The organism is Streptomyces sp. 4N124, from assembly GCF_052245395.1.
GTDB lineage: Bacteria > Actinomycetota > Actinomycetes > Streptomycetales > Streptomycetaceae > Streptomyces.
Genome location: NZ_JBQQBS010000027.1, coordinates 25,702 through 49,442, shown reverse-complemented (window position 1 = coordinate 49,442; position 23,741 = coordinate 25,702). Strand labels below are relative to the sequence as shown.

The following is a 23,741-nucleotide window of genomic DNA, read 5'->3' as shown; positions in this document are numbered from 1 at the left end:
CTGAGGCGGTGTCGACGGGGAGCAGTATCGCGACCGGCGTGGTGTTCCGCCGGAGCACCTGCGGCTGCCCCTGAGCCGCCCGTGTGATGAGGTCCCCGAAGTCCCTCTGCGCCGAACGGTATATCCAGACGGCTCGGACACAGTAATCACACCAGCCACATCAAGATCGTCCCATGTGGGGTCCGGAGCCGGCAGCCAAGGGGATAGCGTTTGCCCCGGCCAGGGCGTGAGAAGGGTGGACCATGGGCGTGGAGTCGGCAGGCTGACCTGAATACCCCGACCCGATACTTACTCGCCGCGGCCGGGGTCAACATGACCGAGCCCGGCGCCACCCCACCCGCCTTCGCTGCCGGCGGCGCCGCGGAAGGCGACGGCCCTGAGGGAGCGGACCTGCCGCTGGCCGGGATGACGGTGGTCGTGACCGGTGCGATGACCGGCCTCTTGGAAAAGCCCAGCCGTAACCAGATGAACGAACTCATCGAACGTGCCGGCGGCCGCTCCTCCTCCAGCGTCTCCAAGAAGACCACCCTGATCGTCGCCGGAGACGGCGCCGGGTCCAAGCGGGCCAAGGCCGAAGACCTCGGTATCCGCCTGGCCACCCCCGACGAATTCGCCCCCCTCATCGCCAGCTTCCTCGAGTGACCCGTGACGGCCGGTGCCCCACCTCACAGCGGAGTCAGGGCAACGCAAGGAACAACCCGAGACGGTTGACCGTTCATCAATATGTGGCTGCGGAGGGGACAGTGTCCCCGGGCCTCACCTACAGCCCATGGGGACGATCGTCCGGCTGAAGCCCCATGGAGCCATCCGCCGAGAGGCGACCGCCCTCCGCAGACCCACCGCACACGGCCCCGGCTGGTCTCCCCCGTCCAGCCGGGGCCTCTCACGTGCTGATCACCGGCGCCAGCCTTCAGGGCGCAGCTACGAATCCACGAGGTGGGCCTTCTCCCCCATCATCAGTGGCGCATCGGCAGGCCCTTTGATGTAAGGGCCGCGCCAGATCACCCGGTGTTCCTGGCGGCTGGGGTACCACTGCCTCACCTTGTGCATCTGAAGATCAAGAACCTCATCATCGACTGCGTTGATCCAGAGACGTCTCGCGTGGCTGCTGCCCGCCCGCCGGAACACCAGGGACTACGAAACCGGGCCGCAGCACTCCGAGGCCATGCTCAGCCTCGCGGCCATCATCCTGATGACCCGCCGCCTTGCCCGACGCTCCACTGGCTAGCGTGCTCCTGGCACTCTTCTGCACGTCGTCAGCGATCGATGAGCGCGATGCGTATGTTCTTGACACCGCCAGATGCACCAACGTTCTCGATGGGCCGCGTCTCGCCTCGCGTCAAGAGCATGGAATGGAAGCCGTAGAAATCCCCGTCGCCCCAGTTCTTGTCGCCGGTCACCTCGATGGTGTGCCACCCGCTCCCCGAGCAGGTTCGCGTGACGCTGCCGGTCAGGCTGAAGCCGTACCAGCCGTTGCCGGTGCTCCAGTAGGTGTAGTCGCCGGTGAACCTGGCGCAGGCACTCGTGCGGCTGATAGGGGCGGCCTGTGCGATGCCCTGTCCCAGCATGGCGAAAGCAGCCGTCAGGGCGCCGACCACGGTGGCTGCTCGCGTGATGTTGCTACGCATGTCGTCTCCTTGGACATGAGAGTTGTGGTGTTGCAAACCGTTGGTTGCTATTTCTTGCATGAACAGCACCCGGCCGTACCGGGCTTGCTGGCCTGGACCCATCCGGGCAACAACATCGGGCTGTCCCGGACAGCCGAGGTTGTGTCCGAGCTGCTCAGCATGTTGTCCGGCTTCTGTCCCCGGGACAGAGGTTGAGAGTTCCGGGGACGTCCAAGGGGCGTTGGTGGCAGCAGGCGATGCCGCCTACGGGCAACTCGTCCCCGCCGACCGGATCGGCCCGTTCGTTGTTTCGCCGGCCGACGTGACCGGGTGTTGCGCACGTCGTTTGTGCGGCCGCGGCCCCCCGCATCAGAGCGAGGCGCGAGGGGGGCGACCGGACTACCGGTCGCCCTCTGCTCAGCGCCAGACGAAGAGGTCCCACAGACCGGAGTGGGGGGACTGGTAGCAGTAGTACGGCAGGTGCGTCTGGTAGCCGGCGTCCTTGCACTGGACGTAGAAGACGTAGCTGCCCCAATACGTCCACCCTTGCGCGCGGATCGGGGTGTCGGCGGAGGCGGTGACCGACGCGGCGGTCTGCTGCGTGGGGGCGGCGGCCTGGGCGGGGGCGGCTACGGCGCCGATGGCGAGCAACGCCCCCAGGCCCGTGCCGATGAGGGCATGACGTATCCGCATGAGTGGCTCCTTGTCTGTCGTCCCATGGTGGTGATCGAGCCGGTTCCACCTGCCTCGCGGCGGAGGAAGCGGGTGAGAAGGAGCCTGCCGTGGGCCAGTTCCGGTCGCCATGCCTTTCAGTTGTGGCCAAAAGGGTCTGACGGACAGAAGAATCGGGCCCGTGTTGCGCATACATTTCACCGAGGCGGACCTGCGTCAGATCACCGTCGCTCCCGTCCCCAACGCCCTGCTGGAGATCGGTCTCAGCGTGCGCTACTTACGCACCCGGCCGACCAGCACGGACCGGTTACGTCCCGGCCTGAGACGATGGCAGCAGCGAATCATCGGCAGTGTGGTTCCCCGGGCGGGGATCCTTCTGGAGCTGGACCCCCCGCAAGGGGGCTTGTTCGACTTCTACTTGCACGCGTTCACCTCCGACCTGCACGCCGGAGTGGACCTGGCAGCCGGGACGCCGGCCCAGGAACTGGCGGACGAAATCGGCCTCCTGCCCCGCCTCACCCGCGACAGGCCCCGGTTGCGGGAGCTCGCCGAGGGCACCACCACGGGCCGACAGCTCTTCGCCCGCGACTCACTGCGCTACTTCAACTCCTGCCTCGCACCCCTGTGGCCGCAGGTGCAGGCCGCCGCTGCCGCCGACCGGACACTACGCGCCGAGACCCTTCTGCGCGGCGGTGTCGACGCCATGCTGGCTACCCTCGTCCCCGGCTGGCGCTGGCAATCCCCGACCTGGCACATCCCCTCGCCGTGCGATCCGACCGACGTACACCTGGGCGGCCACGGACTGATGCTCATCCCGTCCTACTTCGCCCGCGGCCCGATGTACGGGCGCCGCTGCGGTGAGCCCTGGACGCTGTCCTATCCGTTGCACGCCGGCGAACGGCCCGCTGATGTCGCCGATGCCCTGGGGCCACTGCTGGGTCGCACTCGCGCCGCCGTCCTGGCCGCCCTGCAGCACCCGGCCACCACCAGCGAGACAGCCGACCGCGTGGGCATCTCGCTGCCCTCAGCCAGCCAGCACGCCGCCGTCCTGCGCAATGCCGGCCTCATCGCCACCACACGCACCGGCATCGCGGTCCTGCATACCCTCACTCCGCTGGGGGCAGCCCTCCTCCGCAGCGACACCGCCGCAAGATGACCACCGCATTGGCAAGATGCCAGGTCGTTCGCGATGCAGGTCCCGGGTCGCCGGGCTTGCCTGCATCACGGGGTGGTCACCTCACAACCAGCGATCACAACACCTACTCACCCCGACGACACCGCGGCCTGGGTGTGCGTAAGTCTGGACGATGCAGCGGGGAGAGCCAGTTGAGTGCTCGGTCTGCAGCAGGTCTTGGACCGTGGGGACTGACTGGGCAAATCCGCCGTCACTCGCCGTTCGGCTCTTGATCCCTAAAGGCTCTCTTCACCCGGTGCCATGCAGCCAACAGGTCGGGGAGCTGATCCAGAATGCCCCGCACTGTGAACAAAAGGATGGTTACGACACCTGAGACGGTCAGGATCGACAACGTGAGCGCGTCCACCGATTCGACACCTTCGCAACAGCGGTCGAACCGGCGCCGGTTGTTTGCTCAGTTCGACCAGAATGGTCAGAACTGAGTTCACGCCGACAGTAAAGCTCAGGTACAGCAGAGAAGGAGGGTCAGGTGGCGAGGCAAGGCTCTGCCACGGGGCGGATGGCTTCGGGCAGGGGTCCGGGTCGTGGTTCACGGATCACGCAGGGACTGACGACGTGTCGGCTCGCCAGGACCTGCGCCTGCACGCCTCACGCTACGACATGTCACTTGCCGGGCGGGCTGCCCTGCAGATCCCGCCACGGCCCCGTCGCAAATGTGGTAAAGCTCGTCAGCGGGGCGGTGGTTCTTCCTTGCGCGTGACCACAGGAAGGGCCCGTCGCCACGGGGAAAACGACGGTCCCGTGCGCCACGGTCCGCGACCGCGGGGATCTCAGCGCAGCGGAGAGCCTGTTCCGCCGAGCGGCTGAAGCCGGAAACCACGACGCCGCCAACAACCTCGGCCGCCTCCTCGCCGAACGCGGCGACCTCGACGAGGCAGAACGATGGTTCCAGCGCTCGGCCGAAGCGGGTAACCCGGTCGCGGCCGACAACCTCAAAGCCCTTCGGGCCAACCGGAAACGACACCGGTGGCGCCGCTGAGTACCGCTGCCGCCGAACACCAGCACGCCATGTGACGCCGGACGGTTCAGAGGCCCACTTCCGCCAGTTCCCACCCGCACCACTCAAAGATCATTTCCGGGAACCTTGTGCCACCTTCGGAATGTGAACGGTCGCGTGTTTCCCACCCAGGAGTTCACGTAGTTCCCCCGTGGTACAGCAGTTCAGCGGTCAACCTAGTCGGCGGCGTGATGCTCGCGGACGGCCGTGAGTGCAAGATGGTCACCGGGATCGACGACCACTTCCGCTTCGTGGTGATCGCCGCCGTGGTGGCCGTGCCGAGCGGCCGTGTGGTCTGTGAGGCGTTCGCCGCGGCGATGCGCCGCTACGGCGTCCCGTCGGAGGTCCTGACGGACAATGGCAAACAGTTCACGGGACGGCACAACAAGCCGGAACCGGCCGAGGTGCTGTTCGAGCGGGTCTGCCGCGAGAACGGCATCACAGCGCGGCGGACCAAGCCACGCTCGCCGACGACGACCGGCAAGATCGAGCGGTTTCACAGGCCCCTGCGGGAGGAGTTCCTCGACCAGGTCGCGCCATTCGCGTCCCAGGAAGCGGCCCAGCAGGCGATCGACGAATGGGTCGCCGCCTACAACCATCAGCGGCCTCACCAATCCCTGGACATGGCAGTCCCAGCCAGCTCGTTTCGGCCCAACGGCCCGGCCCGCACCGGGCCCACACCGCCGCCCATAGACGCCGACTTGGGCGACGAGACTGAGCCGTTCGCTGTTCGTGTGATGGAGGCGCCTCCACCACCCCCAGCGGGTACGGTGCCGTCGAATTCGAGGCCCGGGTCCCGCCCAGGCCACACCTCACCCTGGTGCCCGGCGTCCAGAAAACCGCAGTCCCGCCCGCGACGGCCGGCCCGCACCCTCACGATCTGGGGCGACCAGCGCAGTATCCATCTCACCCTGGACGGCCACCTCGTCAAGACGGTCCCCTCACGGCTGACCGAGGAAAATCTCGCTGGCTGACCATGCGCGATGCCGACCTGCCGGACCGCCTCCAGCCGCCCCGGCGCTACGGAAAGATCGGAGGACTGACCGTCCCGGCTGGCCAAGACCGTCGAGGTCGACCGACTCGTCCACCGCGACGGCCTGATCAGCCTCAAAGGCGAGGCCTACCAGGTCAGCAACAGCTTCGCGAGACGCCGAATCACCCTGCGGCTCGATGGACACCTCATGCACGCCATCGCCGACGAGACGCTCATCGGCACGTGGCCCTGCCCCGTGAGCCGCGACCAGCTGCCCACCTTGCGCGGAGTCAGAACCGCCGGTGGGCGCCTACCCGCACCGGCATTGCCGACCGGAGCCGCGCGGGTGCAGCGACGCGTGAGCGACAGCGGCGGGATCATGGTCACCAGCCAGCGCCTGAAGCTCGGAAAGAAGAACGCCGGCAAGCTGGTCACGGTCATCATCGAGGACACCCACTTCCGCATCCTCCACGAAGGCGAAGAGATCGCCGTCAAGGAGCGGAGGAACCCCGGCCCCATCAGCAAGATCCGAGTCGTATCCAAACACGAGGACAGGCAGAAGGCGTCAAGCATCTCCTGAGACGCACATCAGTACGTCAAGCACCTACTGATGACGAACCGTCAAACATGTCCCGAGACCTCACACAGCCACGCTGCCTTGCGTCATTGGCGGGAGCTGAGGTCTTGCATCAGCTGTAGTCGTCTGGGTGGCCCTGCATCCATGCGTTGATCTTGTTGCGAGTGGTGATCAATGTGGTCTGGTGTTTCTTGAGGTTTCCGAAGGATTCGTCGGTGCCGACTTCCGTGTCTAGCTCCTCGATCAACCTGATCGGCTCGGCGAAGTGGCTGGGCCCCTTCTCGGACGCCTTCATGGCACCGTCCAAGCGCTGGAGTTCATCGAAGACGCGGTTCAGGAAGTAGGCGCAGCTGTCAGGCGTGCAGGAATCATCCAAGGTCGCCTGCAGTCCGGCGAAGGCGTCACGGACCTTCTCGACCGGTGTTGCAGTCGGTACTGGTGGCGCTGAAGGCTCAGCGGTGGGCGCACTACTGTCGACCTGACTTTCGACGGCACGGCCACCACCGGGCAGGTTGGTGTCTGAGCCTGTGCTGCAGGACACACCGAACGTAGCCAGGGCCACGGAGGCAACGACCGCGCTCCACGTTGTGGTCCTCGACACGGAACGCTCCTCCTTGCGCCTTCACTTAGCGCCTCCAGCCCAGCGAACTTGCTTGGCCCGTACCATCGTCGGCTGCCCCTTTAGGCCACGCAAGGGTCCAGACCAGTCGTTGCCCTTCCGTGATCACGTCTGTGTAGCCGCCGTGAAGCGGCTCGGGATAAGTTTCCACATGTCATGCACATGTAACAATCAGTGAGGGGGTAATGCATGCGCAAGAGGCACGCGCTTACCGGATTATTCGCGGCAGCGGCACTCGTTGCTTGCGTGGCGGTGAGCGCGACCGGCGGCGTGGGTGAGGCACCGGATGAGCCTTCACCGCAGACGGTCGCAGCAAACGCTGTCGATGAGAGTAAGTGGCCGAGTCCTACGCCTGAGCGTGGGCTGGCCAAGGGGCTGTCCTTGCCCGTGGAGAAGTACCTTGTCGGGTACACGGACGTCGTGCAGTGGCAGCGCGCTCAGCGCGACCTCTGGGTCAGCTGTATGGTCCAGTTCGGCTTTGAAAAGTTCAACCCGCCGATTCCGGGGGTCAACCCGCCGGTTGAGTTCAACGACGCCAACATGCCCAGAAGGTACGGGGCTTCAGACGCGACACAAGCGGCGAAATACGGGTACCACCTGCCGCCGGAGCAGATGGATGAGCCGCCAGCATGGGAGCCGGCCGCCGGCCCAGAGGAGGCCGTGTTCCTCGGAGACGGGCCGGAGCTTTCGGGTGGCACATACAACGGAGTAACGGTTCCCGAGGGAGGGTGTCGTGCAGAGGCTGAACGCCAACTCGGGCATCTCACCCAGGGCGAGAGTGTGTCGGAAGTAAACGCGTCGAGTATGACGGAGTCTTTGCAGCGGCCCGCTGTCCAGAACGTCATCGCGCGTTGGGCAGCGTGCATGAAGACCAAGGGCTACGCGTTCGACGATCCGTACAAGCCCGCTGAAAGTTTCAACCTGTCGACGCCGGCGGCGTCGGCGGAGGAGATCGAGGTGGCCACCGCCGACGTGGCCTGCAAGGGCGAGACCGGCGTCATCTCGGTCTGGTACGCGGAGGAGACCTCCATCCAGAAGCAGCAGATTGCTGCCAAGAAGAGCTCTCTCGACGCCGAACTCGCCGAAAAGAACACCGTGAAGGCGGCCGCGCAAGGAGTGATCTCGGAAGGCAGTGACAAGTGACCCAGGCCATACGCAACCTGATCCGTTCGGTCCCCGCCGCCGCGCTCATCGCCGCGAGCATTTTCTGCGCCCAGCCCGCGCAAGCCGCCACCTCCTATGAGTCAGACGCTTGTACCTCCAGCGGCAACAAGTACTGCTTCGCGCTCTACTACAACAGCCGTGGCTCGACTACCAACTCCGGGCAGGGCTCCTGTTACATTTCGAACAGGAGCGTCCCCGACCACTACGGCTACTCCCCGAATGGGGCGACCCTGGTCCGCCTGGTGTTTCACTACGGAATGCTTCCCGGCACTTGCACCACGGACAGCGGAGACGGGACACCTCTCAAGAACAACGCCGCCTCCATGGCGAATGCCGAATGCGGTGTCTACAACCGCGTCTACTGGGGGTCCGGCTACCAGAGCATCTCCCAGGCCATCTACGGCTCCTGCGGCGGTTACGGCGGCTTGGCGGAAAATCTCGTGCCTGAGCTGAAGAACGACAACGCTTCCCATAAGAGGTACTAGGCCCTCAGCCCTATCCGCGTGTCACCACACTCAACTGTGCGGTGACACGCGGCGGTACCGCCTTTCCGTGGAAATCCCGACGGTGCACGACCAACACCGATCAAGGACAAGCGTGAGACACACAGTGCAAACAAGAAAGCGGTTCCTGGCGCCGATCTCTGTCGCTGTGGCCACGGCGCTGGCCCTACCACTGAGCCTGCCCGCGCAGGCATCCGAACCGACGCCACCGAGGAACGTCATCCAAGGGCAGGCCCCGGACACCCGGGATGTCGACAAGCCTGCCGACGTCCCCGCCAAGGACCGTGCCGAACTCCTGGGCAAGGGCTACAAGAAGTCCACCGACACTGCCTTCACCACCTCAGGAGACGGCACCGGATTCCACCTCCTGGTCGCCGACCAGAACAACGGTTACGCCTGGAAGACCGCCGCCACTCTCTCCGAGCCCGGTTTCGACACCGATACTTGGATCGGTAACGCGTGTCTGACCGCCTCCGGCAAGCGGGCAGCTGTCGCCTACGCACCACGTACGTTCACCAACAAGCCTGAACTCATGGCGCGGGGGGCCTTCACGGCTCTCGTGGACCTGACCACCGGCACGGTCACCAAGCTGCCCTTCCAGGCGTCGCTGGCCTACTTCAGCCCGGGCTGCGGTGACGGTGAGCAGGCCGTGTTCACCCAGCTCTCGTACGAGGGCGACGCCAAACAGCAGACCCGGCTGGTCACTGTGGACGCCGTTACAGGCAAGGCGAGCACCCCGGCTACCTATCCAGGTCAGGTAACCTCCGCCGTGCCGACGAGGAGCGGCATCATCGCTGCCAACGGCAACCGGCTGGTCGCCGCCCAGGCCAGGGGCAGGCTCAGGGAGATCACGCGCGCAGAGTCGGTACCGTTTCAGCTCACGGTCGACGCCATGGGCGGTGTCACCTACATCGACCGCACAAAGAGCACCAGCACGAAGAAGGCGTCCACCAGTTACGCCAAGCGCCTGACGGCCGGCCAGATCGCCAAGCGCGACGCCCAGGCCGCCACGGTGGCTACCGGCAAGCTCACCGACTGGGACCTGACCTCCTCGGCCGACGGCACCGTCTACATCACCGGCAGGGCCACCAGCAAGGGCACGCTGCCAATGACGGTGAAGAACCCCGGCGGCATCACCAAGAGCGCGCTCGTCTCCAGCCATGGCAGCGCCGCGGTCACCACCGCCTGGGCGGACGGCAAGGACACCCGCATCCGGGCCGAGGAGGCCTTGACCGAGCGCACCGCGCGCATCAGCCTGCGTCTGCTGGACGCGAATAAGACCGTGACCCTGGATGCCGTACCTGGCAAGGACCGTATCGGAGGTGCGAAGGCCGAACGACAGGGGGCAGCAACCTCCCCGGCGCTGCCGCAGCCTGCGAAGACGCCTGCTTCCCAGGACGGTGCGTCCGACAGGGGAGGGATGTCGACGCAGACCGCGCGTACACAACTCGCTGCCGCCTCGCCCTCCGACCCAAGCGAGGACGCAGCCGAGCGCACCTGTGCCGTCGCTCGGAACGACGTTAAAAAGCAGGCGTTCCAGCCGACCCCGCGTCAGGTGGAGTGGGCGGTGGACCAAGCGGTCGTCGGCAAGCTCGACTTCTACCGGTCCGCGAACTGGAAGAACACCGGCATGGGCGGCTACCAGCCGCAGGGTCTGTTCCCGCCGATTCTTCTGGAGGGTGACCCCAACGGGAAGTTGGACACCGAAGACGGTGACAACGACCGCTGGCACATCCCCTCGCAGATCCTCCTCGGCGTCACCGCCCAGGAGTCCAACATGTGGCAGGCATCCCGGGTTGCCGTGCCCGGCGTGACGTCCAACAGTCTCATCGGCAACTACTACGGCGTGGACTACAGCGCGTCCGGCGAGCAGCAGGACCCATGGGCCATCGACTGGTCCGAGGCGGACTGCGGTTACGGCATCACGCAGGCTACCGACGGCATGCGGCTGGCCGGCAAGGAGAAGCCGGGCGAGACGGCGATGAGCACCCCCAAGCAGGAGGCCGTCGCCCTGGACTACACCGCCAACATCGCCTATGGCGCGCAGATCCTGTCGGACAAGTGGAATCAGACCCGCAAAGCCGGGATGAAGGTCAACGACGGCCACCCCAAGTGGATCGAGAACTGGTTCTTCGCCCTGTGGGCCTACAACTCCGGCTTCTACGACACAGCCGACTCCGCCGGACACTGGGGCGTGGGCTGGACCAACAACCCCGCCAACCCGCTGTGGAAGGCCAACCGGCTGCCGTTCCTGGAGAACGCGTCCGGCGGCGACAACTACGCGGACGCCGCGCACCCGCAGGACTGGCCCTACGAGGAGAAGGTTATCGGCTGGGCCGCACGTCCCATCGCCGCCCTGTTCGGACCCGGCGATATCAGGGCCGGTTACGTATACGCATGGTGGAACGACAACGCGTACCGCACCACGGCCAAGCCGCCGATCGACCTGTTCTGCGACGCCTCCAACTCCTGCGACGAGTCGAAGATCGGCGACAACGACTCCAACGACCCGGGTCTGGGCGCCTGCACCCTCGACTCCGGCAACAGCGGCAGCAACCCGCACTGGCTGCACTGCTGGTGGAACAAGTCGGTGGAGTGGAAGAACTGCACGACCTACGCCCAGTGCGGCAACCAGGTCCACCGGTTCAACACGACCTACCCCGAGCAGCCCGACGCCAACTCCTACCCGCCGCGCTGCTCCAGCGGGCTGGCGAGCAACGCCCTGATCGTCGACGACGTGCCCAACGGCACCACCCCGGCCGGCTCCGGCGCGCGCAGTTGCGGAGCCTCCCAGTCCGACGGATCCTTCACGCTCAACTACAGCATGTGGAACGGCACTTACCCCGGCAAGATCGACACCCACCAGATCGGCGCCGGATACGGCAACCACTTCTACTTCGCCCACACTCGCCAGCCGGAGTCCACGATGGGCACCGCCAACCGCATGCGGGCCATCGGCGTCTGGAAGCTTGGTCAGAAAATCCCCGATGGCGGCCAGGCCAGGGTCTACGCGCACATCCCGGACCACGGGGCGCAGACAACCCAGGCCACATACGAGATCAAGACTGCGTTCGGCACCAGGACGAAGACGATCTCCCAGGACGCCAACCAATCCAACAAGTGGGTGGACCTAGGCTTCTACCGCTTCAACGACACTGTCCCGGAAGTGAGCCTGTCCAACTTCACGAGCGACGGCACCGGCGACAAGGACATCGCCTGGGACGCGATCGCGTTTGTCCCCGGCGACTACGAGACCATGCCGGACGTCGTCTTCGGGGCAGCCGATCCCAACGCCCCCGACATCGACATCCTGGCCGCGCAGACGGCTCGCCCCGCTGACCCGCCCACGTCCGGTCTCACCGCGTCCGGCCTGGCCAAGTCCGGTCAGCAGCCCGCTGGATCGGACGCCGGGCCGACCAACTGTGCCACAGGCAACGACGGCACCGAGCTGTGTGCGACCTACCTGTCGCTGGACGAAGTGGACACGGCCACGACTGATCCGACTGCTCTGCGGCAATCCCGGACGCTCGCCGCAGCGGCGGCGGGCCCTGTCGGGTGGTGCAAGGACGCCTCCGGAACCAGTTACCAGTACACCCGTATCGAGGGCTGTTTGAAGGGTGCCATCGCCCTTCAGGCCACGCGAGACGGCGCACCCATCGGCAGTGCGACCATGAAGGTCGTCCAGGAGATCAAGCTGGACACCAAATCCCAGCAGTTCACCACCTGGACCGAACTCTCTCTCATCAGCATGACGGGGATCAGCTCCACGAGCCTCGCGAGCATGACGGAGGACTGCTGGCCCACGACCGCCTGCACAGAATCCACCGGCTCGTGGATCGGCAGCCTCACCTGGACGACCGGCGACACGCACACTGCCACCCGCACCAACACACACAGCTGGAACAAGGTCGCGGGCGGCGAGTCGAAGCTCGACCTGGACTGGACCACCACGTGGACCACTCCCAACGCGGTCATCCCGGCGAACCAGAAGTGGGCCGCCGACTCCTTCGACATCCGCTGCGACAACAAGGTCGGCGGCAACACGGGCTGTGTCTTCTACAAGGCAACCCCGACTCTGCCCCTCAACAAGCACAAGTACCCGGCGGCGGCCGCCTATTACTGGGTGCTGATGGAAATGCTGAACTCCCACCCCGGAAGCGAGGAGCACAAGTCACCGCTGCACCGGCTGGCGGACGACGCGACGGCGAAGGACAACCGCGACAAGATGTGCGAGCTCGCGGTCGCCGAATGGAAACCGAACCCGAAGGCGATCGGCACGAGCTGCGACGAGTACCCGTTCGCCAAGTCTCGCGAGAGCGGCGGCATGAAGCTCACCTCGGGCAAGTTCTGCGCGCAGATGTACGCCGTGCAGAACAGCGACGGGACGTACACGCTGAAGCTCGACGAGAACTACGACTACCCAACCTGGCACGAGCTCTGCGGTCGCGCCGCGATCACTGCCCCCCAGAACACCGCGGCCGGCGGTGATCTGGGCCGCTTCACTTCGGAGGTAAGACTGCTGGACAACGACGCGTACTACGTTCAGACAGGTCTGGAAGGCTGCGACATCGACTCGGTCTGCGACCTCGGCTGACCCAATCCCGAACAGGCGATGGCCTGCCGGATCCACACAGGGATCCGGCAGGCCATCGCCAAGCTCCTCAGCCCTGTACCCGGGAGACGAGCCATTCCAGCTTGCGTCCTTCGTGCACCGAGGGAACCCGGGGCAGCGAAGTGACCGGAGTACCGTTCTCTACGCCCGCGCACAGGTCTTCCAGCATCATGTTCTGGCTCGACCACAGGACCCGGTAGTCGGGGTCGCCGAAGGAGATCTCGCCGACCTCACCGTAGTGGGCGCCCTCCCGGTGGTCCACGAACAGCATGTCGCCCGAGAAGGCCTGGGCGAACGGAACCCACATGCTGTGGGCGATCCTGCCAACCACCAGATCCTCCTCACCCTCCTCAATGGCGTCCTGAGCCATCGAGGCGAGGTGGCGCTGCTGTTCCAGGATCCCCTTGGTGTCCAGCAGCGCGTAGTTCAGCAGAAACGCCCCCGGATCAGCGCTTCCGCGTAGCGGAGCCACGCCGTCGTGACGCGCCAGGAGCGCTTTCAGCTCCGGATGGAGAGAGAAGCCGAGCTCCTCCTCCAGACGTGCGATGTCCGCCTCCGTGGCCCTGGCGCGCAGGGCCGCGTGTTCGCCGGGGGCATGCTCGGACAGCCAGTGTTCGAACCGCTCCCACAGTTGGACTGTGTCATGTGTTGGGCGAGGCATGAGGCATGTATATCGTCTGTTCCGGCGCGTGGTGATGCCGGAGGCCTCTACAGGGCATGGATTTCAGGTGGCTTCCGCTAGTTTTCATTGACATGTACCCAAAGATGTCGGCGTGAGGTCTCAGGAGATGCTTGACCGTTTGCGCCCTGGACATGGTTGACACGTTCGGCTGAACGTCCGTCAACTCCCGTCCCCCGCTGAGGCCGCTGCTTCGCTCAGTGGTCGTGGACGTACAGCAGTTGGCCGAGTACCGCTACCGGGCTGTCCGCGAGGTGCTCGGCGGGTCTCCGATCGGTGAGGTCAGCCAGGCAGATGGACCTGGTCGGCGGACGCGCGCGGTGTCGAAGAGGCACTGCAGCACCTGCACGCCCGCCAGTTTGAGCGCACCCACGCGGGCACACCACGTCTGGGTTGCTGGGTCGTACGTTGCAATCGTGCGGAGCTGATCCGGGGGCGTTTCTGCTCCTGCTATTGAGGATCGGCGGCGGGCGCTGTCCGGATGGTGGCCTCCAACACCCACGCGTTGGCACAGGAGTTCAGCGAAGTGGTCATGTCGGTGACGGTAAACCCCGCCGCTGACAACTCCTCCGGTCGGGTGAATCCGGGGCCGGTACAGAACTCTGCCGTGCCCGAGCACGTACTGACAGACGTGGATCCGATCCGAGAGACGCATCTAACCGAACCCGGCCTGCTCGTTGTTGACGTGGCAGGCCTGGACGACGACACCGTGTTCGCCTTCCAGGACGCGATCGCCCGAATGTGGGGGACGTCGATCGCCGAGCGCACCACCCGGGACGTCGGCCAGCCCGGCGTGCGGCTGCGTATGTACACCGATCTGCGGCAGGTCCTCGCCCAAGCCTCCCCGCCGGAGCCGGTCACCGGCACGCAGTGAGGCCTGGTCCGCCACCACGGGGGGAGTGACGGACCAGGCCCGAAGTCCACGGTGCCACACTTGCCCCCGACGCGTGCGGTGGGCTGGTGAAGTGGCACTGACACCCCGGTCGGTCCTCAGCCACCCGGCCCGGCGCAGTGCCGGGACGTGCGACCGTCCGCTCTCAGGAAACCGAACACCGCACGGCTCAGGCTGCGGGCTTGATGGACACAGCGGCGTCCGGGCAGTCCTCCACCAGCTTGTTCAGCACCGCGAGTTCCTTGTCGTCCGCCGCCAGGCCCCACCGGAGTTTCGTGACGGTCCAGTCCACGGCGTAGGCGCAGCGCGCCGATGGGGCCGGCGGCAGCCACCGCGCCGGATCCTTCCCGCCCTTGGACCGGTTGGTCCTCGCGGTGACCGCGACCAGCGACCGCTCAGCGCCGAGGTCGTTGGCGTACGCCTCACGCCGCTCGTCCGTCCAACCCGTGGCACCCGACGCCCACGCCTCCTCCAACGGCACCATATGGTCGATGTCGAGCCCGGAGGCTTCGGTGACGGTGACCTCGTCGTAGTACGACAACCACTCACCACCCGTCAGTTCACAGTCCTCACCCTGCTGGACGGCCTTGACCGCCTCGTCGATCAACACCTCGGACCGGGTATCGCACGCATCGTCATCAGCGTCGACCCAGTGCTTGAACCGGGCGCGGGCATATCCATCGCGGTCGACTTCCTCCGCCGCACGGAGCTGGGCGACGGCCTCGGCAAGCGGGGTAGCGCCGAGAGTGCCGCCCGGCGCGGCGGACCGGCCGGCCGGCGTGGTGGTGGTAGTCGGGGTGGTTGGCTTTGCATCCTCGGATGTCACGGCGGTGCCGCAGCCGGTGACGGTGGCCAGGAGCAGGCCGGCACTGACGAATACATGGCGGCGTAGCGACACTTGAGCTCCATGCTCGAGTTCTGATGGCGACTCATCGTCCCAAGCACCCCAAGCTGTTGGGCACGGTGCACTTGCGGCTCACTGCCTCACTGTCAGGTGCGCACCCGCCTCCCCCGCGCCCTCCGGCTGCCTGCGTCTGCATCCGGTCGCCGGGGCGGCTGGGACTCGTGAAGCAGGCGCCTCGCAGGGACGCAGCCTCACGGCGGCCCATCAGCCCACCTTGAGCGACCTCGCCGCCGACTGCCCCAACACACCCGTCACCTACACCCCCGCCGGCTGACGGGCACGACCCAACTCCCCCGCCGTGCCCGACTGCAGCCCCACACGCTCTGCGCGCCCAGACGGCGGCTGCGCCGCCGGGTACGGCCGGTAGCGCAGCGACTTCCCCGGGCCTCAACGGACTCGGGCAGGTACCTCCTGTCCGATACCTGGCACGTGCAAGACTCCCGCACAAGCCCGCCGAAAGCCCCGCCTCGGCGCCTCCCCATCAGCCCGTGCCGTTCCACTGCACGCCGGTCCAGCAACTTCGCACGATCAGGCGAAGTCACCTCGAAACCACCCTCTACCGTCAATTCGCCGCCGTAGCCCGAACCTCCGCAAGCCACCGCCAAGACCCGAAGTACGGATGATCCGCGCCGCCAGCCTCATGGGCCGACTCGCACAGGCGCTGGCCGCCGCACCTCCCCCCGCCGAGACTCCCAGAAGCTGGGGACGGCGGCTCGTGGCCGCACTGGCTGAGCACCCCGCAACGGACGGCGCCTCCACCTCCCGCCACACCGGCGCCCGCAGCCCATCCACACCCGACTGCGACCCCCCGGGTTCGACCAACCGACGGAATGCGCCGACCTGCTGAAACGCAACCGCCGACGGGTGAGGATCCCACATAGAGGTGGGAAGATTCCCGGTGAACCGCGTGGCCAGGATGACCGCTGCCGGCCACCGACATACATCCAGATACCCGCAGTACAGAGGGGCATCAGCGCTCGTCCTGCGGACTCCTCGCCAGCCCTGAAGCAGGGTTTCAAAGCGGAGTCAGTCGAAGGTGCCTTTGCCTATATACGAGTAGAGCTGGCCTGGGCATTCCGTCTTGATGAAGTCCCGATGCCCCTTGACGTGGCGCCCTTTGACGTTGGCACCTGCCTGGTCGTAGGTCCGGACCCAGTCGGCAACGGCCTTGATCTCGTCCAGCATCGCCTGCGACGGCTGAGGGTCATCGGACCCGATCAGGCCGCAGATGGCGTAGTAGCGCTCGTTGTGCCACTGGTTGCCGTTGGCCCCCGGCTGAGAGCCGATGCCGCGCCCGACGAAGGTGTACCCATGGTGGCAGACCAGGTAGTTGTAGGCGATGTCCCAGTACCGCTCGCCGCCGACGAGCGGCAGGGGATGCTGGTGCACGTGCTGGATGCGCCGCACCTGGAAGTAGCAGTCGTCGAAATGAGGCAGAGCTGTGTCGGGGGTGTGCTGCGGACGCATCTCCTTCCCACCGCCCTCGTAGTGGATTGCTACGCCACCCCATTCCGGCCAGAAGTGGGTGGTGTCGATCTGTGTGGGCGCTGCGGCCCTCCACTCCGAGCGGGAGATGAACCTCGGTATCCGCGGCGTTGAGAGCGGTTCCGCGTCGAAGGCCTCACGCACCTGCTCACCGGATGGCCTGGTCAGCTTCTGCCCTCCGACTGCCTCGGTCCGCTGCGCCCACTCCCGTTCGGTTGACTGCCAGTGAGACTTTCCTGCACTCATCTTGTCCCTCTTTGATGGATTTTGATCATTGCGGTCAGGCGCTCACCTCAGCGATGGTGTCCGCGATCAGGACCGGCAGGTGGTTGATGGCGCGCGCCCCTGTTTCTGAACCCCTGGCGGTCACCGTCGGGCTCTGGATGGCGGTGGTGCGGACCACCGCCAGCGTGCGAGCCCCTTCAGCCGACTTGGGGAGCGACCAGCGGTACGGGGCGTCGTGAGACACCGTTGGATCCCGGTCCCGGGCCGGTGCAGCGGTTCACGTGCCAGCTGATGACCGCAGTACTCAGCCGGCTTCGTCAGCTGCAGGTGCGGTAGTTGTATCCCGCGCTCCGCTTGACGCCGTCGTCGTAGAATCCGTAGTGCCCGTCCCCGTCCCGCCAGATGGTGAAGCGGTGCCGGGGGCCGATGTACCTGTCGACGGTCGTGTCACCATCGATGTCCTCGAGCTTGCCGTAGCTGCCCGCCCAGCCGAACGTGTCCTCGCCCACCACACCGTCGTCGTCCAAATGGTGCCTGGCCTGGAACGTCCGGGTGGCGTCGCGGGTCTTCGGGCCGAATATCCCGTCGATGTCCTCCCACGCGAGGAGTCCATCCGCCCACAGGACCTTCTGCCACAGACACGTCGCGTTGGAGTTCGTGTTCGTGCTGGTCGACAGGATGCCCTCGTCGTACCAGTCGTCGGCGAAGCCGCCTTTGCCGCTTACGTAGGCAGCTGCGGCGTAGCCGTTGGCGGCGGATGCGGGCGCGGCCGTCAGGCCGCTGATCGCCACCGCTGCCGCGGCGGCCGTCAGCGCGGTCGTACGACGCCATGGGATTCGTGCATGCATGATTCCCCCGTGCGGAAAGAGGAAGGGCTGTGGAACCCGTCCCTGGTGGACCCTTGTGTTCCCAGAACGTACGGTCCGCCCCGTACGACCCGCGTCCCACGCGGGGTTGAACTCCCGTGCAGACCAGCGCGGTAGCCGTCCGGTTCCTGCAACTTCCGTGGTACCGCAGGAGTTTGACGCCCATCCGCCGGAACCGGCCTTACGCTGCTGCGATGCGGATCCGCCCCCTCGCCGTTGACGCGCTGATCGCGGCGGCGCTGACCAGTGTGGCCGTGCTGCTGGGACCGGAGGCCGCGCGCCAGGGGCAGGACCCGCTCGACGCGACCGCCTATGCGCTGGTGGTCCTGGTCCATCTGCCGCTCGTGCTCCGCGGCCGGGCCCCTGTCGTGGTCTGCTGCCTCGTGCACGCGACCTGGCTGGTCTACATCAGCGCCGGTTACTGGCCTGTGGTGTGCAGCTTCGGCCCCATGCTCGCCGTCTACACCGTCGCCTCCTTGCAAGCGCTGCGCGTCTCTGTCCCCTGCGCCGCGCTGATGGGCGGGGTCTGGATCTATGCGGGCGCGGTGAGTCACACCGACTCGTGGCCGTCCGTCGTCGGGCAGGCCGTGGTCTATCCGGCGGTGCTGTGGCGGTTCGGCGTCGTCGCCCGCCGAACGACCGACCTGACCCGGCAGCTGCGCCGGGAACAGGCCGAGCGAGCCCGGCGCGAGGTGGCCGAGGAACGCGGCCGGATCGCCCGCGAACTGCACGATGTGGTCGCCCACCACATGTCCGTGATCTCCGTGCAGACCGGTCTCGCCCGATTCGTCTTCGACACCGACCGTCAGACCGCGCGTACCGCGCTCGACACCATCGACGCCAGCGGCAAGGAGGCTCTCGACGAGCTGCGCCGCATGCTCATGGTGCTGCGCGCCGCCGACGACGGTGCCCCGGTCGGCCCGATGCCGGGTCTGGCCCGCCTCGAGGAGATGGCCGAACGCGTTCGCGCCGGCGGGGTCCCGGTCGCCGTGACCGTCGAGGGCACCCCGCGCCCCGTGGCTCCCGGCGTGGAACTGTGTGCCTACCGGGTGGTGCAGGAGGCGCTCACCAACGTCCTGAAACACGCGCCCGGCGCGAGTGCGGAGGTACGGCTGAGGTATGAACCGCATCAGGTGACCGTTTCGGTCACGGACGATGGAGAGGGGGTGAATTTGGACAGAGTACGCAGCGACGGCGGGCATGGCTTGCTTGGCATGCGCGAGCGGGCCAAGCTCTACGGCGGGCAGATCAGCATCGGCCCGCAGGAGCAAGGGGGCTTCGCCGTGCGGCTGACCCTGCCGACCTCCGCGCGGGCAGCAGGGCGGGGGGACGACGCCACCAGATGACCACCGTGCTCGTCGTGGACGACCAGTTCCTCATCCGGGCCGGACTGGTCGGGCTGCTGCGCGCCGCACCCGGTATCGAGGTGGTCGGTGAGGCCAGCGATGGCGCGGAGGCCGTGGCGCTCGCCGCCGAGACGGCTCCCGAGGTGATCCTGATGGACATCCGGATGCCCGGCATGAGCGGCATTGAAGCGACCGAACGCATCCTCGCCCAGGCCGCCGAGCCCACGCCCCGGATCCTGGTGCTGACCACCTTCGACCTCGACGAGTACGTGTACGGGGCGCTGCGCGCCGGAGCCTGCGGGTTTCTCCTCAAGGACTCCGGCCCGGAACGGCTACTCGCCGCAGTCATCGCGGTCGCCAGTGGTGACGCGCTCTTTGCACCCAGCGTCACCCGCCGCCTGGTCGAGGCGTACGCCCGCCAGACCGCCGACGAACAGCCCGCGGACCTGGATGCTTTGACCTCCCGCGAGCTCGAAGTCCTGAAACTGATCGCACGAGGCCTGTCCAACCTCGAGATCGCCGACCGCCTCTACATCAGCGAGGCCACCGTCAAAACCCACCTCAACCGCACGATGACCAAGCTAGACCTGGACAGCAGGGCACAAGCGGTAGTGGTGGCGTACGAATCGGGGCTCGTCACTCCGGGCGGATAGCGGCCGAGTGCTGAGCGGGGCATCGGCAGTCATGACGTGATCCTACGGATGCACCACTCCAACAGGACAGCGCCTTACCCTCAACTGGGCAGAGGGTGAATCTCAGCCACCTTTCTGGCTTTGTAGGTGGAAGCTGACACCGCTTGTCGTTCAGGGCCGAGAACACCCGGCTCTGCCGGAGAGCGATGTCCGTGAGTTCTGGCAACGCTTGGGGGCTTGCGGTGGGAGCATCGAAGTGCTCTGCGGGATGAGGCAGCGATAGCGCCACCGAGTCCTACCGACTCGCCAGCACCCGGGCAGCCTGGGCACAGGACGCCGCCACCGGCTGAGTGGCCGTCCCGCAGAGCGACGGGCGCGGGTCCCATCGAGTGCCATGACGTCCCGGGACCGCCGATTCACCGGCCGGTTCATCGGGTGAGAGGCAGGGACTGCGATGCGTAGGCTTGCTCTCAACTGTCGTCGTCGCCTGTGAAGAGGTCGGTGGCGTCCTCGATGACTTCCAGTTCGTCTTCGGTGAAATCGAGCCGGTCGACCGCAGCGACGTAACCTTCCAGCGTCCGTGGAAGCTGAGCCGGGACGATGGCACTGGTCATCCACGAATCGCGCAACACCCAGGACAGCGCCATCTGGGCCAGATCCTGTCCGCGTTCCCGGGCAACCCCCCACAGCTGATCGATGCGCCCCATGGTGGTCTCATTCATGCGGCGGTGAAAGTCTATCCAGTAGTCGGTGACGGTCTTGATGCCCGTAGCCGGGAGTCCGCCCCGGTACGGGTGGATCAGCAGCCCCTCCGCGAGCGGATCACTCGCGACGCATCCGAGGTCGGTTCCGCTGAGGGTGCTCAGGAGCCCGTTGTGTTCCGCTCGCCGGTCGAACATCGAGTAGGACGACTGGGCACCGACGAGCGGGATGCCCCGCTCACGCAGGTGCCGCGCGACCCACGGGAGCCAATCCGCGTCGTAGTTCCACAGACCGACGAATCGGGCCCGGCCCGATCGCGTTATCTCGTCGAGTTGGTCGGTGACGTTGATCGGCGGCCGGTGAGTAGGGTCTGCCAGATCGTAGTGGTAGAAGATGTCGACATAGTCGAGCCCCAAGCGGCGCAAGGACTTGTCCAGTGCGTCGACCAGCGACGTGCTTTGGGGTCCATCGTCCAGCGGGTGCCCGGACTTGGTGGAGATGATCAGTTCGTCACGGTGCGGCGCGAGGTCGTGCGCGAGCACCCGTCCCAGCGTCTGCTCGGCCGCACCGTCCGGAGGCCCGTAGTGGTCAGCCACGTCGAAATGGGTGAGGCCCAGTTCGAACGCGCGGCACAGCGTCTCGCGCTGATGCTCGAAGGTGCCACCGGGCCCGAAGTACGATCCCAGGCTGAGGGAGATGACCGGCAGTTCAGGGCCGTCAGATCCGAGCCGACGGAGCGGCATGGACGGTTGCCGTGCGGCTCCGGATGTGTTCGCCATGAAGGCAGCCTAGAGAGGGCCGGCCTGCCCAGGCGAGCTGCTGACAACCGGCGTTCGGCAGCGCGAGAGCTCGCTTCCTTAAGCAGATGTCGTGGCCCGTCTGCGGCCGGCCACCATCACAGGCATCGGGGAACGACCTCGCCCTGCGGCGTTGTCAGTTCTCGCCGACATTTTCGAGCCGTCTGATCGCTAAGTGCTGCCCAAAGCGGCCGACAAACGTTGCTCGCTCTCGCTTACGAAACCAACCTTTCGGAAGCCGGCTGGAGCCGTCGGCCGTCAGGCCCGCCCCCGCGCAGGTGCAGCTGCTTGATGCCGCAGTCCTGGACCAGGCACCGGTCGCCGTGCCCGCTGCCGCGCCGCCCACTGAGCCCTGCACCCCGCGCCGTTGAACCTGCCGACCACACCACCCACCCTGCGGCTGACCGTACCCACGTCCGCCGATGCCGAACACAGCACCGAGATGGACATCCTCACCTGCCTGTGCGGCACTCACCCCAGCAGAGGGGAGAACTTCTCGACCGGCTGGTGACCACACGCACGCTTAGGCCTGGCATCACAACCGGGAGACCGACGAAGCGTTCTGGCAAGTGCCCCAGCCCCGTGTACGAACCGGCCCTGCGGTAGGGCCCCGCAGGTATCAGACCCGCGGCTTTGAGGCTGGCCCCGGACAGAGGGCATTCACGCGAGAGGAACAACCGGCTCCGCCTGTCCGTACTATCTCAACGTCAGACACCTTGCGGCAGTAACGGCGCCACTGACCGTCGCCAGCACAACCCAAGAGGGATGCGGCCCGGCCCGAAGCCGCCCCGCAGAGCCTGCACCACGGCCGCAAACCGAGGAAAGGTCAACACCATGTCCGAGAGCACGACCACCACTGAACTGACATCGCACTACATCGCCCAGGTGACCGGCGACCTTGAGCGCAACCTCAAGGAGCAGGAACGCATCGGTGCGGAAATCACCGCCCTGCAGGAGCAGTTGTCCGCCCTGCAGCAGGACCACACCGTGCTGGTGAACATGCAACAGGCACTCGGCATCCCGGAAACACAGGCTTCGCCCGCAACTGCGCCCCCCGAGAGCGCCGCAGTACCCTCTCCCCGGCAGAAGACCGACGCCGGGCAGAGCGGCAAGCGGCAAGCCAGGAAGACCACAGCCGCGCAGGGAAGCCCGACGGCCAGGAAGTCCGCCGCCAAGAAGCCCCCGGCCAAGGCTGCAGCCGCGAAGACAACACAGCCCACCCTGGTGGAACTCATCCGCAGCCACCTCACCGAGCAGGGCGAACCCCGCTCCGCGGCGGAAATTTCCACCGCTCTCAGCCAGGCCCATCCCGAGCGCGGAATCAAGACCAAGGTCGTGCGCGTCACGCTCGAGGGGCTCGTTGCCAAAAGCCAGGCTCAGCGCACCAAGCAGGGCGCCTCGGTCTTCTACACTGCTCCTGATCTGCCGGAGCAGGCCGCACCCACGCACTCTGAGGAGCAGTCCGCCCCAGCAGACGCCTGACAGCGCCGCGGTGTGCCATGCCGCGAGGCGGCGGACGCGGAGCAGACCAGGTAGCGGATCTTCCTGGGACCCGTCCCATCGCTTCACCTGCGTCGCTGCTGATGTGGCCGAGCAAGCAGTGCAGGACCAGGACCGTCCCCCGGGCCACACAGGTGACCGACGCAGGCACGGCACCTCTATGTTTTTGGCTTATGCACGGTCAGTAACAAGCCAAAGCCAACCGGCAGGCTGTGCCATGCGCTTGCTCCGGGCACAGTAACCAAACCGGTCTATCGCGGGCCGGGTACGGCGAGCAGACGCAGCACAATCTCGGGGGACGATGATGCTGTCGGAGTCGCTAGTGGCTCTTGCCGCGGCGGGAGGCACCGCGGTGGTCCAGGCTGTAGGTACAGACGCGTGGGGGGCAGTCCGCGATCGCACCGCTCGGCTGTTTGCCCGAGGCGACGCAGACAGGCACACGGCGGAAGTAGCACGGTTGGAGGGAACAGCCCGGGACCTGGCAGACCAGCAAGGCGCGGGTACTGCCCTGGTCCGGTGGGAGTCTTCTTGGCGGGCCCGGTGGGAAATGCTGCTGGATTCCCTCGCAGATGCAGAACTCCGCACGGCAGCCGACGAATTGGCACAGGTGATTCGCCTTGCCGCTCACCATGCCAGCCCCACCGGCATCTCAGCCGACGATCATGGCATGGCGGTCGGCGGTGATGTCTCCATCAACGCGGAATCCGGCTCGCTGGCCGGCGGCGTGGTGACCGTGGAAGGGGGCATCGAACTGGCAAACCCTTTCGAAGGCCCCTCACGGCCCCAGTAGGCAA

23 protein-coding genes and 2 pseudogenes are annotated in these 23,741 nt (G+C 66.5%); 15 read left to right on the top strand and 10 right to left on the bottom strand.

The annotated features are described in order from the left end of the window. Positions 1 to 291 precede the first annotated feature (291 nt). Positions 292 to 642: pseudogene (locus ACTWQO_RS25915) on the top strand (BRCT domain-containing protein); the annotation flags it as partial. Positions 643 to 1,081: 439 nt separating this feature from the next. Beyond that, positions 1,082 to 1,228, top strand: a complete 147-nt coding sequence (locus ACTWQO_RS25910; RefSeq protein ID WP_443239759.1) for a hypothetical protein — start codon at positions 1,082 to 1,084, stop codon at positions 1,226 to 1,228. A gap of 28 nt (positions 1,229 to 1,256) precedes the next feature. Here the strand turns inward: ACTWQO_RS25910 and ACTWQO_RS25905 are convergent, their stop codons facing one another. Further along, on the bottom strand, positions 1,257 to 1,628 hold the full coding sequence (locus tag ACTWQO_RS25905) for a hypothetical protein (protein WP_443239758.1): 372 nt from the start codon (positions 1,626 to 1,628) through the stop codon (positions 1,257 to 1,259). Between the two features lie 396 nt (positions 1,629 to 2,024). Next, positions 2,025 to 2,300 carry a hypothetical protein gene (locus tag ACTWQO_RS25900; protein WP_443239757.1) on the bottom strand — a complete coding sequence of 92 codons (276 nt, stop codon included), beginning with the start codon at positions 2,298 to 2,300 and terminating at the stop codon, positions 2,025 to 2,027. A gap of 160 nt (positions 2,301 to 2,460) precedes the next feature. On the opposite strand from ACTWQO_RS25900, the gene ACTWQO_RS25895 reads away from it, so the two are divergent. After that, a complete protein-coding gene (locus ACTWQO_RS25895) occupies positions 2,461 to 3,435 on the top strand; it encodes an ArsR/SmtB family transcription factor (RefSeq protein WP_443239756.1) in 975 nt (324 codons plus the stop codon). Between the two features lie 229 nt (positions 3,436 to 3,664). On the opposite strand, the gene ACTWQO_RS25890 is transcribed toward ACTWQO_RS25895, so the two are convergent. After that, entirely contained in the window at positions 3,665 to 3,820 is a 156-nt protein-coding gene (locus tag ACTWQO_RS25890) for a hypothetical protein (protein ID WP_443239755.1), read from the bottom strand. A 423-nt stretch (positions 3,821 to 4,243) separates the two neighbouring features. Here ACTWQO_RS25890 and ACTWQO_RS25885 point away from each other — a divergent pair. From ACTWQO_RS25885 to ACTWQO_RS25875, 3 genes and pseudogenes are all read left to right on the top strand, one after another. Beyond that, positions 4,244 to 4,453: pseudogene (locus ACTWQO_RS25885) on the top strand (tetratricopeptide repeat protein); the annotation flags it as partial. Between the two features lie 209 nt (positions 4,454 to 4,662). Beyond that, positions 4,663 to 5,445 (top strand): integrase core domain-containing protein, encoded by a 783-nt coding sequence (locus ACTWQO_RS25880; protein ID WP_443239822.1) that lies wholly within the window; start codon positions 4,663 to 4,665, stop codon positions 5,443 to 5,445. A gap of 207 nt (positions 5,446 to 5,652) precedes the next feature. After that, entirely contained in the window at positions 5,653 to 6,024 is a 372-nt protein-coding gene (locus ACTWQO_RS25875) for a hypothetical protein (RefSeq protein ID WP_443239754.1), read from the top strand. A gap of 109 nt (positions 6,025 to 6,133) precedes the next feature. On the opposite strand, the gene ACTWQO_RS25870 is transcribed toward ACTWQO_RS25875, so the two are convergent. Then, positions 6,134 to 6,622 carry a hypothetical protein gene (locus ACTWQO_RS25870; protein ID WP_443239753.1) on the bottom strand — a complete coding sequence of 163 codons (489 nt, stop codon included), beginning with the start codon at positions 6,620 to 6,622 and terminating at the stop codon, positions 6,134 to 6,136. Positions 6,623 to 6,829: 207 nt separating this feature from the next. Between ACTWQO_RS25870 and ACTWQO_RS25865 the strand changes: the two genes are divergently transcribed. From ACTWQO_RS25865 to ACTWQO_RS25855, 3 genes are all read left to right on the top strand, one after another. Continuing rightward, a complete protein-coding gene (locus ACTWQO_RS25865) occupies positions 6,830 to 7,783 on the top strand; it encodes a hypothetical protein (protein WP_443239752.1) in 954 nt (317 codons plus the stop codon). Next, a complete protein-coding gene (locus ACTWQO_RS25860) occupies positions 7,780 to 8,289 on the top strand; it encodes a hypothetical protein (protein WP_443239751.1) in 510 nt (169 codons plus the stop codon). Before ACTWQO_RS25865 ends, ACTWQO_RS25860 begins: the two co-directional genes overlap by 4 nt. Positions 8,290 to 8,401: 112 nt before the next feature. Continuing rightward, positions 8,402 to 12,901, top strand: coding sequence for a golvesin C-terminal-like domain-containing protein (locus ACTWQO_RS25855; protein ID WP_443239750.1), 4,500 nt, complete (start codon positions 8,402 to 8,404; stop codon positions 12,899 to 12,901). A gap of 67 nt (positions 12,902 to 12,968) precedes the next feature. Here the strand turns inward: ACTWQO_RS25855 and ACTWQO_RS25850 are convergent, their stop codons facing one another. Beyond that, positions 12,969 to 13,580: an SMI1/KNR4 family protein gene (locus ACTWQO_RS25850; protein ID WP_443239749.1), complete on the bottom strand. Its 612-nt coding sequence runs from the start codon at positions 13,578 to 13,580 to the stop codon at positions 12,969 to 12,971. A gap of 649 nt (positions 13,581 to 14,229) precedes the next feature. Between ACTWQO_RS25850 and ACTWQO_RS25845 the strand changes: the two genes are divergently transcribed. Beyond that, positions 14,230 to 14,472: a DUF6207 family protein gene (locus ACTWQO_RS25845; protein WP_443239748.1), complete on the top strand. Its 243-nt coding sequence runs from the start codon at positions 14,230 to 14,232 to the stop codon at positions 14,470 to 14,472. 187 nt (positions 14,473 to 14,659) lie between these two features. Here ACTWQO_RS25845 and ACTWQO_RS25840 read toward each other — a convergent pair whose 3' ends face one another. From ACTWQO_RS25840 to ACTWQO_RS25825, 4 genes are all read right to left on the bottom strand, one after another. Beyond that, a complete protein-coding gene (locus tag ACTWQO_RS25840) occupies positions 14,660 to 15,388 on the bottom strand; it encodes an HNH endonuclease family protein (RefSeq protein ID WP_443239747.1) in 729 nt (242 codons plus the stop codon). Between the two features lie 1,032 nt (positions 15,389 to 16,420). Further along, positions 16,421 to 17,125 (bottom strand): peptidoglycan recognition protein family protein, encoded by a 705-nt coding sequence (locus ACTWQO_RS25835; RefSeq protein ID WP_443239746.1) that lies wholly within the window; start codon positions 17,123 to 17,125, stop codon positions 16,421 to 16,423. A gap of 34 nt (positions 17,126 to 17,159) precedes the next feature. Continuing rightward, positions 17,160 to 17,348: a hypothetical protein gene (locus ACTWQO_RS25830; protein ID WP_443239745.1), complete on the bottom strand. Its 189-nt coding sequence runs from the start codon at positions 17,346 to 17,348 to the stop codon at positions 17,160 to 17,162. 73 nt (positions 17,349 to 17,421) lie between these two features. Continuing rightward, entirely contained in the window at positions 17,422 to 17,952 is a 531-nt protein-coding gene (locus ACTWQO_RS25825) for a peptidoglycan-binding domain-containing protein (protein ID WP_443239744.1), read from the bottom strand. A gap of 212 nt (positions 17,953 to 18,164) precedes the next feature. On the opposite strand from ACTWQO_RS25825, the gene ACTWQO_RS25820 reads away from it, so the two are divergent. Continuing rightward, positions 18,165 to 19,316 carry a sensor histidine kinase gene (locus ACTWQO_RS25820; protein WP_443239743.1) on the top strand — a complete coding sequence of 384 codons (1,152 nt, stop codon included), beginning with the start codon at positions 18,165 to 18,167 and terminating at the stop codon, positions 19,314 to 19,316. Continuing rightward, positions 19,313 to 19,969, top strand: a complete 657-nt coding sequence (locus tag ACTWQO_RS25815; protein ID WP_443239742.1) for a response regulator — start codon at positions 19,313 to 19,315, stop codon at positions 19,967 to 19,969. Before ACTWQO_RS25820 ends, ACTWQO_RS25815 begins: the two co-directional genes overlap by 4 nt. A gap of 449 nt (positions 19,970 to 20,418) precedes the next feature. Here ACTWQO_RS25815 and ACTWQO_RS25810 read toward each other — a convergent pair whose 3' ends face one another. Next, complete coding sequence (locus ACTWQO_RS25810; RefSeq protein ID WP_443239741.1) at positions 20,419 to 21,429, bottom strand: aldo/keto reductase; 1,011 nt, start codon at positions 21,427 to 21,429, stop codon at positions 20,419 to 20,421. 385 nt (positions 21,430 to 21,814) lie between these two features. Between ACTWQO_RS25810 and ACTWQO_RS25805 the strand changes: the two genes are divergently transcribed. From ACTWQO_RS25805 to ACTWQO_RS25795, 3 genes are all read left to right on the top strand, one after another. Next, entirely contained in the window at positions 21,815 to 21,958 is a 144-nt protein-coding gene (locus tag ACTWQO_RS25805; RefSeq protein WP_443239740.1) for a hypothetical protein, read from the top strand. A 323-nt stretch (positions 21,959 to 22,281) separates the two neighbouring features. Continuing rightward, on the top strand, positions 22,282 to 22,929 hold the full coding sequence (locus ACTWQO_RS25800) for a hypothetical protein (RefSeq protein WP_443239739.1): 648 nt from the start codon (positions 22,282 to 22,284) through the stop codon (positions 22,927 to 22,929). A gap of 565 nt (positions 22,930 to 23,494) precedes the next feature. Next, positions 23,495 to 23,737: a hypothetical protein gene (locus tag ACTWQO_RS25795; RefSeq protein ID WP_443239738.1), complete on the top strand. Its 243-nt coding sequence runs from the start codon at positions 23,495 to 23,497 to the stop codon at positions 23,735 to 23,737. Positions 23,738 to 23,741: the final 4 nt, after the last annotated feature.

Bases quoted from the DNA above. Each gene is read 5' to 3' on its own strand.
- ACTWQO_RS25905 (WP_443239758.1), bottom strand. From the start codon at position 1,628: ATGCGTAGCAACATCACGCGAGCAGCCACCGTGGTCGGCGCCCTGACG.
- ACTWQO_RS25900 (WP_443239757.1), bottom strand. From the start codon at position 2,300: ATGCGGATACGTCATGCCCTCATCGGCACGGGCCTGGGGGCGTTGCTC.
- ACTWQO_RS25880 (WP_443239822.1), top strand. From the start codon at position 4,663: ATGCTCGCGGACGGCCGTGAGTGCAAGATGGTCACCGGGATCGACGAC.
- ACTWQO_RS25875 (WP_443239754.1), top strand. From the start codon at position 5,653: ATGCACGCCATCGCCGACGAGACGCTCATCGGCACGTGGCCCTGCCCC.
- ACTWQO_RS25865 (WP_443239752.1), top strand. From the start codon at position 6,830: ATGCGCAAGAGGCACGCGCTTACCGGATTATTCGCGGCAGCGGCACTC.
- ACTWQO_RS25850 (WP_443239749.1), bottom strand. From the start codon at position 13,580: ATGCCTCGCCCAACACATGACACAGTCCAACTGTGGGAGCGGTTCGAA.
- ACTWQO_RS25835 (WP_443239746.1), bottom strand. From the start codon at position 17,125: ATGAGTGCAGGAAAGTCTCACTGGCAGTCAACCGAACGGGAGTGGGCG.
- ACTWQO_RS25825 (WP_443239744.1), bottom strand. From the start codon at position 17,952: ATGCATGCACGAATCCCATGGCGTCGTACGACCGCGCTGACGGCCGCC.
- ACTWQO_RS25820 (WP_443239743.1), top strand. From the start codon at position 18,165: ATGCGGATCCGCCCCCTCGCCGTTGACGCGCTGATCGCGGCGGCGCTG.
- ACTWQO_RS25815 (WP_443239742.1), top strand. From the start codon at position 19,313: ATGACCACCGTGCTCGTCGTGGACGACCAGTTCCTCATCCGGGCCGGA.
- ACTWQO_RS25810 (WP_443239741.1), bottom strand. From the start codon at position 21,429: ATGGCGAACACATCCGGAGCCGCACGGCAACCGTCCATGCCGCTCCGT.
- ACTWQO_RS25800 (WP_443239739.1), top strand. From the start codon at position 22,282: ATGTCCGAGAGCACGACCACCACTGAACTGACATCGCACTACATCGCC.
- ACTWQO_RS25795 (WP_443239738.1), top strand. From the start codon at position 23,495: ATGCTGCTGGATTCCCTCGCAGATGCAGAACTCCGCACGGCAGCCGAC.